Source organism: Ruegeria sp. CE12, from assembly GCF_056537525.1.
This window is the reverse complement of sequence record NZ_JBQFRS010000003.1, coordinates 241,608-254,602: the sequence shown is the minus strand read 5'-3', so window position 1 is coordinate 254,602 and position 12,995 is coordinate 241,608. Positions and strand designations below refer to the sequence as shown.

14 protein-coding genes and 1 tRNA gene are annotated in these 12,995 nt (G+C 57.8%); 12 read left to right on the top strand and 3 right to left on the bottom strand.

Going from position 1 to position 12,995, the window contains the following annotated elements:
- Window positions 1-11 precede the first annotated feature (11 nt).
- Together uvrB and ACR0IO_RS09925 are read right to left on the bottom strand one after the other, a co-directional pair.
- Complete coding sequence (uvrB, locus tag ACR0IO_RS09930) at window positions 12-2,198, bottom strand: excinuclease ABC subunit UvrB (protein ID WP_480741285.1); 2,187 nt, start codon at window positions 2,196-2,198, stop codon at window positions 12-14.
- 81 nt (window positions 2,199-2,279) lie between these two features.
- Window positions 2,280-2,759, bottom strand: a complete 480-nt coding sequence (locus ACR0IO_RS09925; protein ID WP_480741282.1) for an SRPBCC family protein — start codon at window positions 2,757-2,759, stop codon at window positions 2,280-2,282.
- Window positions 2,760-2,937: 178 nt separating this feature from the next.
- On the opposite strand from ACR0IO_RS09925, the gene ACR0IO_RS09920 reads away from it, so the two are divergent.
- From ACR0IO_RS09920 to rplQ, 10 genes are all read left to right on the top strand, one after another.
- On the top strand, window positions 2,938-3,249 hold the full coding sequence (locus ACR0IO_RS09920) for an ETC complex I subunit (protein WP_155150030.1): 312 nt from the start codon (window positions 2,938-2,940) through the stop codon (window positions 3,247-3,249).
- Between the two features lie 14 nt (window positions 3,250-3,263).
- On the top strand, window positions 3,264-3,740 hold the full coding sequence (locus ACR0IO_RS09915; RefSeq protein ID WP_480741277.1) for a GNAT family N-acetyltransferase: 477 nt from the start codon (window positions 3,264-3,266) through the stop codon (window positions 3,738-3,740).
- 21 nt (window positions 3,741-3,761) lie between these two features.
- Window positions 3,762-3,838: transfer RNA gene (locus ACR0IO_RS09910), tRNA-Arg, on the top strand.
- Between the two features lie 223 nt (window positions 3,839-4,061).
- Entirely contained in the window at window positions 4,062-4,535 is a 474-nt protein-coding gene (gene rplO / locus ACR0IO_RS09905) for a 50S ribosomal protein L15 (protein ID WP_155150034.1), read from the top strand.
- 109 nt (window positions 4,536-4,644) lie between these two features.
- The gene (gene secY, locus ACR0IO_RS09900; protein WP_155150036.1) at window positions 4,645-6,009 is read left to right on the top strand and encodes a preprotein translocase subunit SecY; all 1,365 of its coding nucleotides are present in this window, start codon (window positions 4,645-4,647) and stop codon (window positions 6,007-6,009) included.
- Window positions 6,006-6,581, top strand: coding sequence for an adenylate kinase (locus ACR0IO_RS09895; protein ID WP_155150038.1), 576 nt, complete (start codon window positions 6,006-6,008; stop codon window positions 6,579-6,581). The genes secY and ACR0IO_RS09895 overlap by 4 nt, the downstream gene beginning before the upstream one ends.
- A gap of 201 nt (window positions 6,582-6,782) precedes the next feature.
- Complete coding sequence (gene rpsM / locus ACR0IO_RS09890) at window positions 6,783-7,151, top strand: 30S ribosomal protein S13 (protein WP_170332212.1); 369 nt, start codon at window positions 6,783-6,785, stop codon at window positions 7,149-7,151.
- 15 nt (window positions 7,152-7,166) lie between these two features.
- Window positions 7,167-7,556, top strand: coding sequence for a 30S ribosomal protein S11 (rpsK, locus tag ACR0IO_RS09885; protein WP_008757289.1), 390 nt, complete (start codon window positions 7,167-7,169; stop codon window positions 7,554-7,556).
- A gap of 114 nt (window positions 7,557-7,670) precedes the next feature.
- Entirely contained in the window at window positions 7,671-8,687 is a 1,017-nt protein-coding gene (locus ACR0IO_RS09880; protein WP_058276312.1) for a DNA-directed RNA polymerase subunit alpha, read from the top strand.
- Window positions 8,688-8,805: 118 nt separating this feature from the next.
- Window positions 8,806-9,228: a 50S ribosomal protein L17 gene (gene rplQ / locus ACR0IO_RS09875; protein WP_155150040.1), complete on the top strand. Its 423-nt coding sequence runs from the start codon at window positions 8,806-8,808 to the stop codon at window positions 9,226-9,228.
- A gap of 98 nt (window positions 9,229-9,326) precedes the next feature.
- Here rplQ and budA read toward each other — a convergent pair whose 3' ends face one another.
- On the bottom strand, window positions 9,327-10,115 hold the full coding sequence (gene budA, locus ACR0IO_RS09870; protein WP_480741272.1) for an acetolactate decarboxylase: 789 nt from the start codon (window positions 10,113-10,115) through the stop codon (window positions 9,327-9,329).
- Window positions 10,116-10,256: 141 nt separating this feature from the next.
- Between budA and ACR0IO_RS09865 the strand changes: the two genes are divergently transcribed.
- Window positions 10,257-11,645 (top strand): trypsin-like peptidase domain-containing protein, encoded by a 1,389-nt coding sequence (locus ACR0IO_RS09865; RefSeq protein WP_480741653.1) that lies wholly within the window; start codon window positions 10,257-10,259, stop codon window positions 11,643-11,645.
- A gap of 4 nt (window positions 11,646-11,649) precedes the next feature.
- Window positions 11,650-12,960, top strand: coding sequence for a replication-associated recombination protein A (locus ACR0IO_RS09860; protein WP_480741271.1), 1,311 nt, complete (start codon window positions 11,650-11,652; stop codon window positions 12,958-12,960).
- Window positions 12,961-12,995: the final 35 nt, after the last annotated feature.

Genomic DNA, 12,995 nt, shown 5'->3' with positions numbered 1-12,995 from the left:
TGCGTGTTGTTCTAACGCTTCCTCCGCTTCACATTCCCACCCCGCTGCCCTGGCCTGCCAGCCGTTGACCGTCCGCGGGATTTCACTGCGTCTTCCGAGGCCTTCTCGACCGCCCATTGGCGCGCCATGGGGTCGTCGGCGATGGCCAGGTCGACCGCTTCCAGACGTTTGATCTCATCCCGGATGTTGGCGGCCTCTTCGAATTCCAGGTTCTCGGCGGCCTTGCGCATCTGGTCGCGCAACCCGTCTAGATGGGCCTCGAGATTGGCGCCGTGCATCGGTTTGTCGATGGTGGCGGTGACGCGGTTCATATCCACGTCGCCTTCGTAGAGACCGGCCAGAACGTCCTCGACATTCTTCTTCACCGTTTCGGGGGTGATGCCGTGTTCCTCGTTATAGGCGATCTGTCTGGAGCGGCGGCGGTTGGTCTCGTTCAACGCGCGCTCCATCGAACCGGTGATCTTGTCGGCATACATGATCACCCGGCCATCCGCGTTCCGCGCAGCACGGCCGATGGTCTGAATCAGGGATGTTTCCGAGCGCAGGAAGCCCTCTTTATCCGCGTCCAGAATGGCGACCAGCCCGCATTCGGGGATGTCGAGCCCTTCACGCAGCAGGTTGATCCCAACCAGCACATCGAACGCGCCCAACCGCAGGTCGCGCAGGATTTCGATGCGTTCCAGCGTGTCGATATCCGAATGCATGTAGCGCACTTTGATGCCCTGCTCGTGCAGGTATTCGGTCAGGTCTTCGGCCATGCGCTTGGTGAGCGTGGTGACCAGCGTGCGATAGCCATCGGCGGCCACTTTGCGCACCTCGTCCAGCAGGTCGTCCACCTGCATCGAGACGGGTCGGATTTCGACCTCGGGGTCCAGCAGACCGGTGGGGCGGATGACCTGTTCGGTGAAGATGCCGCCGGTTTGTTCGATCTCCCACTTGGCCGGGGTGGCCGAGACAAAGACGGATTGCGGGCGCATGGCGTCCCATTCCTCGAACTTCAGCGGGCGGTTATCCATGCAGGACGGCAGGCGGAACCCGTGCTCGGCCAGCGTGAACTTGCGCCGATAATCGCCCCGGTACATGCCGCCGATTTGCGGGACGCTGACGTGGCTTTCATCGGCAAAGACGATGGCGTTGTCGGGGATGAATTCGAACAGGGTTGGGGGAGGCTCGCCCGGAGCGCGGCCCGTTAGATAGCGCGAATAGTTCTCGATCCCGTTGCAGACGCCGGTGGCCTCGAGCATTTCGAGATCGAAATTTGTGCGCTGCTCCAGCCGTTGGGCTTCCAGCAGCTTGCCTTCGCCGACGAGTTGATCCAGCCGTATGCGCAGTTCTTTTTTGATGCCGATGATCGCCTGGTTCATCGTCGGCTTCGGCGTTACGTAGTGCGAGTTCGCATAGACCCGCACCTGTTCCATCGACGCGGCGCGTTCGCCGGTCAGCGGGTCGAATTCGGTGATGGTTTCCAACTCCTCACCAAAGAACGAGAACTTCCACGCCCGGTCCTCGAGGTGAGCAGGCCAGATCTCGAGTGAATCGCCCCGCACGCGGAACGAGCCGCGCTGAAACGCCTGATCGTTGCGGCGGTATTGCTGGGCGACCAGATCGGCCATTACCTGACGCTGATCGTATTCATTGCCGACCTTCAGGTCCTGCGTCATCGCCCCATAGGTCTCAACGGACCCGATACCGTAGATGCAGGAGACCGAGGCGACGATGATCACATCGTCCCGCTCCAACAGCGCTCGGGTGGCCGAGTGGCGCATCCGGTCGATCTGTTCGTTGATCTGCGATTCTTTTTCGATATATGTGTCGCTCCGCGGCACATAGGCCTCGGGCTGATAGTAGTCATAGTACGAGACGAAGTATTCGACCGAGTTCTCAGGGAAGAAGCCTTTGAACTCTCCATATAGCTGCGCTGCCAATGTCTTGTTGGGCGCGAGGATGATCGCGGGGCGCTGCGTTTCCTCGATCACCTTGGCCATGGTGAACGTCTTGCCCGTGCCGGTCGCGCCCAGCAGAACCTGATCGCGTTCCCCGTCCAGAACACCTCCGGCCAGTTCTTTGATCGCGGTGGGCTGATCACCAGCCGGGGCGAACTCGGTGTGCATGACGAATTGCTTGCCGCCCTCGAGTTTCAGGCGTGCGCGGACGTCTTCGGCGGTCAGTTGCGTCTTGTCGGAATGGGCGTATGGCATAAGCAGGCTCCGGGTCAGGCCCCTACATTTGTTCTTATTTTGTCCAACTGCAAGGGCTGATCCGGTCCAGAATCTAAAGTTTCAGTAAAAGGCAAACTGAGCGTCCGGAATCCGGTCTGTGCGCAGTTTTTCAGCCAGTGCTTTCAGATTGCTGTTCAGCACCCGACCTATCATCGCTTTTAATAGCGTTTGCCCCAACAGCCAGCCCAATGGGCCGTACTTCATCTCGTAATCCATGCTCCAGATCACCCGCGAACGACTATCTGCGAGTGGTTCGATGGCAATCGCTGCATGTGCCTCAGCCAGGGGCATCGCCGGCATCTCGGACAAGCGGACGCCGTAGCCCCGATTGGGTCGCCAGTCTGTTACCTCTTCGACCAGTGAAGTTCCGTTCTCAAAGTGACAGCGCCGCTTTGATCCGACGCCATCCTTGCCGTTCGTCAATGCTTCGACGTATGTGACCTGTGGCGCGAATTCGTCGATATGCATGAAGCGGCTCAGAACCATCCAGATTGCTTCGGGGTTGGCGTCGATCTGCAGTCTTCGTTCATGATGGATCATCGTGGTGTCCTCGTTTTGGATTGATCAAAAAGATAGCGTAGGCTGATGACAGTTTCTGACATCAGTGGTCTTGTGCGAGAGGGCGAGGCACGAAAGCTTGCTGTGACAATTGTTATCTTGTCCCAGCGCACGCTCTGACGCATAAACAACGTCAGCCAAGTGAGTACGGAGAGGCGACATGCGCGCACGGATTTACCAGCCTGCAAGGAATGCGATGACTTCGGGCATGGCCAAGACCCACAAGTGGGTTCTGGAATATGCACCCGCGTCAGCGCGTGAGGTTGATCCGCTGATGGGCTGGACATCGTCCGACGACACACAGACTCAGGTGCGTCTGAAGTTCGACACCAAGGAAGAAGCACTGGACTATGCCAAGGATAATGGCATCGAGGTGCAGGTCAGTGAACCACACAAGCGCAAACCGAACTTGCGCGCACGGGGCTATGGCGAAAACTTCGCCACAGACCGCCGCAGTCCCTGGACACATTGAGCGAGACCCATCGCATGATCGATATCCGCGAGGCCGATCCTACTTCGGACGATCTGCGTCCGGTGGTGCAGGCGCATTTTGCTCATAGTGAGACGGCGGGGCCTGCAGAAAGCAATCACACAATGGATGCCGACTCGCTGGCGGGGCCGGATATGCGGTTCTGGGCGCTGTATGAGTCCGACCAGCCGCTCGGCTGTGGCGCACTCAAGACATTGCCCGATGGAACGGCCGAGGTAAAATCGGTTCACATAATATCGCAGGCGCGCGGTCGTGGATTGGCCCGGGTGATTATGAATCACCTTGCCGAACTGGCGCGGGACGAGGGGGTTTCGGCACTGGTGCTTGAGACTGGCGCGGCGCACCTGACCGAATATGATGCCGCGCGCAAACTCTATGAAGCGCTTGGTTATTCCTATTGCGAACCAATCTTCGGCTACACCAACGACCCGAACAGCGCATTCATGCGCTTGGCTCTTGAACCCGGTCGCTAAAACCATCAAGAAGGGCCCAGCGGTCCCGTAGCTCAACTGGATAGAGCAGCTGACTTCTAATCAGCAGGTTGAGGGTTCGAGTCCTTCCGGGATCGCCATTCGTACAAAGCATCGTTGTGGACACTGATCCGGCAATCGGAATATGTGTCGGGCATTCAAAGGCACGTGACCCTAGGTGCAAGGTTTGCAACCCTCTTGAATCACAGATGTCATCCGTCTATACGCGCTCGGTGGCCGTATGGGCTGCGAGAATCAAAACCAAGAAATGCCGTGTTTGGCCCATCACGCTTCGGGGGCCACATCCGGCTTAGGAGAAGCGATATGAAACTGCACGAATTGAGCGACAATCCTGGCGCCGCACCGAAACGCACCCGCGTTGGTCGTGGTCCCGGTTCCGGCAAAGGTAAAATGGGTGGCCGTGGTATCAAAGGCCAGAAATCCCGTTCGGGTGTGGCCATCAATGGCTACGAAGGCGGCCAGATGCCATTGTACCAGCGCCTGCCCAAGCGTGGCTTCAACAAGCCGAACCGCAAGGAATTCGCTGTTATCAACCTGGGCCTGATCCAGAAATTCGTCGACGCCGGCAAGCTGGACGCCAAAGCTGCGATCACCGAGGACGCACTGGTTGCATCCGGTCTGGTTCGTCGCAAACTGGACGGTGTTCGCGTTCTGGCCAAAGGCGAAATCAGCGCCAAAGTGAACCTGGAAGTCACCGGTGCTTCGAAAGCTGCCGTAGAGGCAGTTGAAAAAGCGGGCGGTTCACTGAAAGTCACAAAAGCTGCTGCGGCAGAGTAAGCGCTTGTGAGCGGGCGAAGACCCGCTTACATAGACTTCAGAGTTTTCCAAGACGCCGTCCGAGCCGGAAAACGGTTCCGGGCGGCGTTTTCACAAGAGAGACCGATTTATGGTATCAGCAGCAGAACAAATGGCGGCCAACACAAGCTGGGCTGCCCTTGGCAAAGCCACCGATCTGCGCAACCGCATCCTGTTCACGCTTGCATTGCTGATCGTCTATCGTCTGGGCACCTTTATTCCGGTGCCGGGGATTGACGGACAAGCGCTGCGCGAGTTCATGGAGCAGGCGGGGCAAGGCATCGGCGGCATGGTTTCGATGTTCACCGGCGGGGCGCTGGGGCGGATGGGTATCTTTGCCCTCGGCATCATGCCTTACATTTCGGCTTCGATCATCGTGCAGCTGCTGACTGCGATGGTTCCTGCGCTTGAGCAACTCAAGAAAGAGGGCGAGCAAGGGCGCAAGAAAATCAACCAGTATACGCGCTTTGGCACCGTGGCTCTGGCGACTGTTCAGGCCTATGGCCTGGCCGTTTCGCTGGAATCGGGTGACCTTGCGACTGATCCCGGTCTCTATTTCCGTATGTCGACCATGATCACGCTGGTTGGCGGCACCATGTTCCTGATGTGGCTGGGTGAGCAGATCACCGCGCGTGGCATCGGTAACGGTATCTCTCTGATTATCTTTGTCGGCATCATCGCCGAGGTTCCTGCGGCACTGGCACAGTTCTTTGCTTCTGGCCGTTCGGGCGCGATCAGCCCAGCTGTCATCGTTGGCGTCATCGTCATGGTGATTGCAGTCATCACCTTCGTGGTGTTCATGGAACGCGCACTGCGCAAGATCCATATTCAGTATCCGCGCCGTAACGTCGGCATGAAGGTTTATGAGGGTGGTTCCAGCCACCTGCCGGTCAAGGTGAACCCCGCAGGTGTTATCCCTGCCATCTTCGCCAGCTCACTGCTGCTGTTGCCTGTGACGATCTCGACCTTCTCGTCGGGCGCAACGAATGGACCGGTCATGTCTTGGTTGCTGGCCAACTTTGGCCCCGGGCAGCCACTTTATCTGCTGTTCTTCGCTGCAATGATCGTGTTCTTTGCCTACTTCTACACGTTCAACGTGTCGTTTAAGCCGGACGATGTTGCAGACAACCTGAAAAAGCAGAACGGTTTTGTGCCTGGCATTCGTCCCGGCAAGAAAACTTCGGAGTACCTGGAATACGTGGTCAATCGTGTGCTGGTGCTGGGCTCGGCCTATCTGGCGCTGGTCTGTCTGTTGCCGGAAATTCTGCGGAACCAGTTTGCCATCCCGTTCTATTTCGGCGGCACGTCGGTTCTGATTATCGTCTCTGTGACCATGGACACGATCCAACAGGTGCAGAGCCATTTGCTGGCGCATCAATACGAAGGGCTTATCGAAAAGTCCCAGCTGCGCGGTAAAAGCAAGAAACGCGGCAGGAAGGGACCCGCTCGTCGATGAACATCATATTGTTGGGCCCCCCGGGGGCAGGTAAAGGGACGCAAGCGCAACACCTGGTCAAGACACGCGGCATGGTCCAGCTGAGCACCGGCGACATGTTGCGCGAAGCCAAGACCTCGGGCACCGATATGGGCAAGAAGGTTGCGGCTATCATGGACGCGGGCAAGCTGGTCACCGATGAGATCGTGATCGGCCTGATCGAAGAAAAGCTGATGACCGAAAAAGGCGCTGGTTTTATCTTCGATGGCTTCCCACGCACGCTGGCGCAAGCCGACGCGCTGGCGGCTCTGCTTGCCAAGCTGGGTCAGTCGCTGCACACCGTGATCGAAATGCGTGTTGATGACGAAACGCTGGTCAAGCGCATCGTCAACCGGGCCGAAGAGGCACGCGCTGCCGGTGAACCCGTTCGGGCAGACGACAATGAAGAGAGCGTTCGCATCCGTCTGATGGAGTACTACAAGAAAACCGCTCCGTTGATCGGCTACTACTACGCCAAGGGCGATTTGCGCCCGGTCAATGGTCTGGCCAGCATTGACGAAGTGACCGCTTCGATCGAGGCTGTTCTCGGCTAAATCTGAAATGGGCTTGACGGCACCGCCAAAAGCCCATATCGACCCCCATCCCTTTTGGGAATCAACTGCGCATTCGGGATTCGTCCTGTTTGTCGTAACTACCTCTTACAAATGCTGGATCCTCTGGCGTCACTGCCAAGATCAAGTGTTGTGAAAAAAGGTTCCGGAGCTACGGAACCGCAACAAAAAGGAAAGTGACACGTGGCACGTATTGCCGGCGTAAACATCCCGACTGCAAAGCGGGTACCTATCGCCCTCACATATATCACCGGTATCGGCAACACCTCGGCCAAAGCGATCTGCGAAGCCGTGGGCATTGAAGCGACCCGTCGCGTCAACGAACTGTCCGACGCCGAAGTTCTGAAAATCCGCGAATACATCGACGAAAACTTCACCGTTGAAGGTGATCTGCGTCGTGAAGTTCAGATGAACGTCAAGCGCTTGATGGACCTGGGCTGCTATCGCGGTCTGCGTCACCGCCGCAACCTGCCGGTTCGCGGTCAGCGTACCCACACCAATGCTCGTACCCGCAAAGGCCCCGCAAAGGCCATCGCTGGTAAGAAGAAATAAGGGAGGGTCTGACTGATGGCACGTGATAAGACTCGCGTTAAGCGCAAAGAGCGTAAGAACATCGCATCGGGCGTTGCCCATGTGAACTCGACCTTCAACAACACCAAGATCCTGATCTCGGACGTACAGGGCAACGCCATCTCGTGGTCGTCTGCCGGTACCATGGGCTTCAAGGGATCGCGGAAATCGACCCCCTACGCCGCTCAGATGGCTGCAGAAGATGCAGGCAAAAAGGCGCAGGAACATGGCGTAAAGACGCTGGAAGTCGAAGTTCAGGGCCCCGGTTCGGGTCGTGAATCGGCTCTGCGCGCGCTGGCTGCAGTGGGCTTCAACATCACATCGATCCGCGACGTGACTCCGATTGCTCACAACGGCTGCCGCCCGCCGAAGCGCCGCCGCGTCTAAGCGATTTTGAATTGAGCTGGGGCTGTGTTTTTGCACGGCCCCAGCACGTCATTTTAAACCTCGGGCGTCTGCACCTTGTTGGTCATGGGGCGCGGACAGGAATGGAGGGATTACATGATCCATAAGAATTGGGCAGAATTGATCAAGCCGACCCAGTTGGAAGGCAAGCCGGGCAACGATCCCGCGCGTCAGGCGACTCTGGTTGCCGAGCCGCTGGAGCGCGGCTTTGGTCTGACTCTGGGCAACGCGCTGCGCCGCGTTCTGATGAGCTCGCTGCAAGGCGCGGCCATTACCAGCGTTCAGATCGACAACGTATTGCACGAGTTCTCGAGCGTCGCAGGCGTTCGCGAAGATGTCACCGACATCATCCTGAACCTCAAGCAGGTTGCCCTGCGCATGGAAGTCGAAGGCCCCAAGCGCCTGTCGATCAATGCTAAAGGCCCCGCAGTTGTCACCGCAGGCGACATCAGCGAAAGCGCTGGCATCGAGGTTCTGAACCGCGATCACGTCATCTGCCACCTGGACGATGGCGCTGACCTGTTCATGGAACTGACCGTCAACACCGGTAAGGGCTATGTCTCGGCTGAGAAAAACAAGCCGGAAGACGCGCCTATCGGTCTGATCCCGATCGACGCGATCTATTCGCCGGTCAAAAAGGTTGCCTATGACGTTCAGCCGACCCGTGAAGGTCAGGTTCTGGACTATGACAAGCTGACCCTGAAGATCGAAACCGATGGTTCGATCACGCCGGAAGACGCGCTGGCCTTTGCCGCACGTATCCTGCAGGATCAGCTGTCGATCTTCGTCAACTTCGACGAGCCGGAATCGGCTGGCCGCCAGGACGAAGACGATGGTCTGGAGTTCAACCCACTGCTGCTGAAGAAAGTGGACGAGCTGGAGCTGTCGGTCCGTTCGGCAAACTGCCTGAAGAACGACAACATCGTTTACATCGGCGACCTGATCCAGAAGACCGAAGCCGAGATGCTGCGCACCCCGAACTTCGGCCGCAAGTCGCTGAACGAGATCAAAGAAGTGCTGTCCGGCATGGGTCTGCACCTCGGCATGGATGTCGAGGATTGGCCGCCCGACAACATCGAAGATCTGGCGAAGAAATTCGAAGACGCGTTCTAAGCGCGTCTTCCCCAATGCCCGGGATGCCGGGGAATACAAGGGCGATGATGCCCCAAGGAGAGCCGGTGACACGCATCGCCGGCCAGACAAAGCAAAACGCGAAAGAAGGAACTAGAAAATGCGTCACGCACGTGGTTACCGCCGCCTGAACCGTACTCATGAGCACCGCAAGGCGCTGTTTGCGAACATGGCTGGCTCGCTCATCGAGCATGAGCAAATCAAAACAACTCTGCCGAAGGCAAAAGAACTGCGCCCGATCATCGAAAAGCTGGTCACCCTGGGCAAGCGCGGCGACCTGCACGCCCGTCGTCAGGCCGCAGCACAGCTGAAAGAAGACAAAGACGTCGCAAAGCTGTTCGAAGTTCTTGGCCCCCGCTATGCCGAGCGTCAGGGCGGTTATGTCCGCATCCTGAAAGCTGGCTTCCGCTATGGCGACATGGCTCCGATGGCGATCATCGAATTCGTTGATCGTGACGTTGACGCCAAAGGCGCGGCTGACAAAGCCCGCGTTGCCGCCGCAGAGGCAGCAGACGAAGAATAAGATCGATCCAGATCTGATTTCTAACCCCCGTGCCCAAGGCGCGGGGGTTTTTTGTTGCTCTGGGACTGTAACCAACGGCGCTTTGTAGCTTTGCGAACTTAATCACCTTCCGCTTTCCGTATACCATCGGCCGAAGCTCCGGCTGACAGGTTGGCGTCTGAAAAATCTCGGGTTTCCGGAAGTTCCAGATGCAGCGACGATGTGTGGTCGATCTCGATCTGGCCGCTGGTCAGAGTGTAGTCCAGGACATGACCGCCGGTTGAACGGTCGCTGGAGATGAAATGCAGATGATAGCCGGGCACGCCTATGCCCACGGCGTAGTCAGGGCATCTGAAGCCCAGTATCGTACCTTCGGTTTCACTCAATTCGAACTCGGCCTGAGTTTTCACGACTTCCAGTAGTGGTTTGTAGGGGCGTTCCTGCCGCAATACGTTTCGATACTTGATGTGTTTGATCTGCCCGGTAAACCGCACTGCATAGAACAGGTTTCTGGCCTCGGCGATGGAATCCAGCCCGTTTTCGAAGGCCTGTTTTTCGACAGGCGTTTCCAGTGCGAGTGACACTGTAGGTTCGAAGTTTATGACCGCTGCATATGGGGTCAGCGCTTTGCCTTGGGCAATTGATGCTTTGCCGTCTCCATCCAGCCGATAGGCGACACCGTCGAGAACGATCATCTCTCCATCCAGCGCGTTGAACGTGCCCAGGCCGAAATCGCCATGTTTCAGAAGTTCATCAATGGACACAGTGCCATCATAGACACCCTGCATCACGGCACTGAGCAACGAGGTTTGATAGTATTCATGCGCGTGCTCATCCGGGGTGAATTGCCGCTTTTGATGATGGCTTGCGACGGCTGATATGAATGTCAGTTCACGATCCTGATGCATGTAATTCTCTTTCAAAAAACAACTTCCCTTTCACTATACCTCAAACCGGGGAATTTGCTTTCCAATAAGTGTTTGGCCCAAGCCGCTTGCATTCCCGCCGTCAGCCCCGCATATCCGATGAGCAAAGGTGCCGGAGGACTGATGATGCGGAAAATCGCGTGTTCGCTTGTTTTGCTGTTGGGGGCGTTTTCCGCCGCCGCCGAAACCCGGGTCCCTCAAAGCCAGTCCGAGATCAGTCTGGGGTTTGCGCCCGTCGTCAAGCAGGCCTCACCGGCGGTGGTGAATATCTATGCCAAGATCGTCAGGCAGGGTCGGGCGAACCCGTTCTTCTCGGACCCGTTTTTTCAGGACTTCTTTGGTGGTGGATTCGGTGCACCACAACCCCGCGTGCAGAACTCGTTGGGGTCGGGGGTCATTCTGACTCACGATGGATATGTGGTCTCAAACTATCACGTCGTGGGAACAGCGACCGAAATCCGGGTGGTGACAACGGATCGCTGTGAATTCTCGGCCGAAGTTGTATTGGGGGATCAGGAGAGTGACATCGCGATCCTGCGTCTGAACGCAGCAGAAGGCCTGCCGTCGCTGAACATGCGCGACTCTGATCATGTTGAAGTAGGCGAGCTTGCACTGGCCATCGGCAACCCGTTCGGGGTGGGGCAGACAGTGTCTTCAGGGATCATCTCTGGACTGGCGCGTACTGGTACGGCGACCGGGAATGCGCGTGGGTACTTCATTCAGACCGATGCACCGATCAATCCGGGTAACTCTGGTGGCGCGCTGATCGACGTGAACGGAGACTTGATTGGCATCAACACGTCGATCCTGTCTCGATCCGGTGGTTCGAATGGCATCGGGTTTGCGATACCGGCCAATTTGGTGGCGGAATTCCTACGCCAGGCGCAAGCGGGCAATGACAGCTTTGTCACCCCATGGGCCGGCATGGCCGGGCAACATATGAGTGCTGATATTGCGGAGTCGCTGGGTCTGGCTTTGCCCTTGGGGGTAGTGGTTTCGGACTTGCACGATCTCAGCCCACTTGCCGAAGCCGGGCTGAAGGTCGGGGATATCATTACCCATGTGGATGGGGATGAGGTGAACTCTCCGGCCGAGATGAAATTCCGCATGTCCATTGCCGGTGTTGGGGGTACATCGCGCCTGACGCTACTGCGTGGTGAGGAACAGCCAGAGATCGACGTGGCACTTATCGAAGCCCCGGAAACGCCACCCGCCGAAGAAACGACGCTGGATGAGGACACGGTCATGCCCGGCCTCACAGTGGCACGGGTCAACCCGGCGCTGATCGCGCGGATGGGTTTGTTGTTGTCTCAGACCGGCGTGGTCGTTGTTGATCCCGGTCCTTATGGGGGGCGTTCTGGTCTGAGAGCCGGGGATGTGTTGAAGGCCATCAATGGTGAAGTGATGGAACGTTCCGGAGATGTGGTTTCCGTGCTGACCGAACCGGGGCGCCGGTTGCAGATGGACGTACTGCGTGGCGGTCAGGTCGTGTCCCTGCGGTTCCGGCTGTGACCCGATGAGCGATCTGTTCGACACCGGTACGGCTGAGCCTGCGGCTGAACCCCATCGGCCATTGGCCGACAGGTTGCGGCCGCAAACTTTGGCAGAGGTGATCGGGCAGGAACAGGTTCTTGGGCCGGACGCGCCATTGGGCGTGATGCTTGCATCAGGCAGCCTTTCCAGTCTGATTTTCTGGGGGCCGCCAGGGGTTGGTAAAACGACCATCGCACGTCTGCTGGCCAGCGAGACCGACCTGCATTTCGTGCAGATCAGCGCGATTTTCACAGGTGTCCCTGACCTCAAGAAGGTATTCGAGGCAGCCAAACTGCGCCGGCAGAACGGCAAGGGAACCCTGCTGTTCGTTGATGAGATTCACCGGTTCAACAAGGCGCAGCAGGATGGATTCCTGCCACATATGGAAGACGGCACCATTCTTCTGGTCGGGGCGACGACCGAGAACCCCTCGTTCGAGCTGAACGCAGCGGTTTTGAGCCGTTCACAGGTTCTGGTGCTCGAACGGCTGAGTTTGAGTGATCTTGAGCGACTGACCCAAAGGGCTGAAAAGGAACTTGGTCGAGCCCTGCCGCTGACGCCCGCCGCGCGTGACGCGCTGCAAGAGATGGCAGACGGCGATGGTCGTGCTCTACTCAACCTGATCGAGCAAATATCTGCCTGGAAAGTCGAGACGCCACTGGACCCGGATGCTTTGTCCACCCGTCTGATGAAGCGCGCGGCAAAGTACGACAAATCAGGTGACGAGCATTACAACCTGATTTCAGCCCTGCATAAATCGGTGCGCGGATCAGATCCCGATGCGGCCCTTTACTGGTTTGCCCGGATGCTGACCGGAGGCGAGGATCCCCGGTTTCTGGCGCGCCGCATTACCCGCATGGCGGTCGAGGATATCGGGCTGGCCGACCCTCAGGCGCAGGCAGTTTGTCTGCAATCCTGGGAGACCTATGAGCGGCTGGGTTCCCCCGAGGGTGAGCTTGCCTTGGCGCAGGCCGTTGTCTATCTCGCGCTCGCGCCAAAATCGAACGGTGCTTATGTTGGCTACAAAGCTGCCATGAGGCTGGCCAAGCAATCCGGCAGTGAACCACCGCCCAAGCATATCCTGAATGCGCCAACCTCATTGATGAAAGATCAGGGGTACGGCGCGGGTTACGCTTACGACCACGATGCCGACGATGGGTTTTCGGGGCAGAACTATTTTCCGGAAACGATGAAACGCCCGGTTCTTTATCAGCCTGTCGAACGCGGGTTCGAGAGAGAGCTGAAAAAGCGGTTGGACTACTTCGCCAAACTGCGCACACAGCGAAACAGCTAATTACGCAGGGTCAGTTTGGCGCGTGCCGTGGCGTT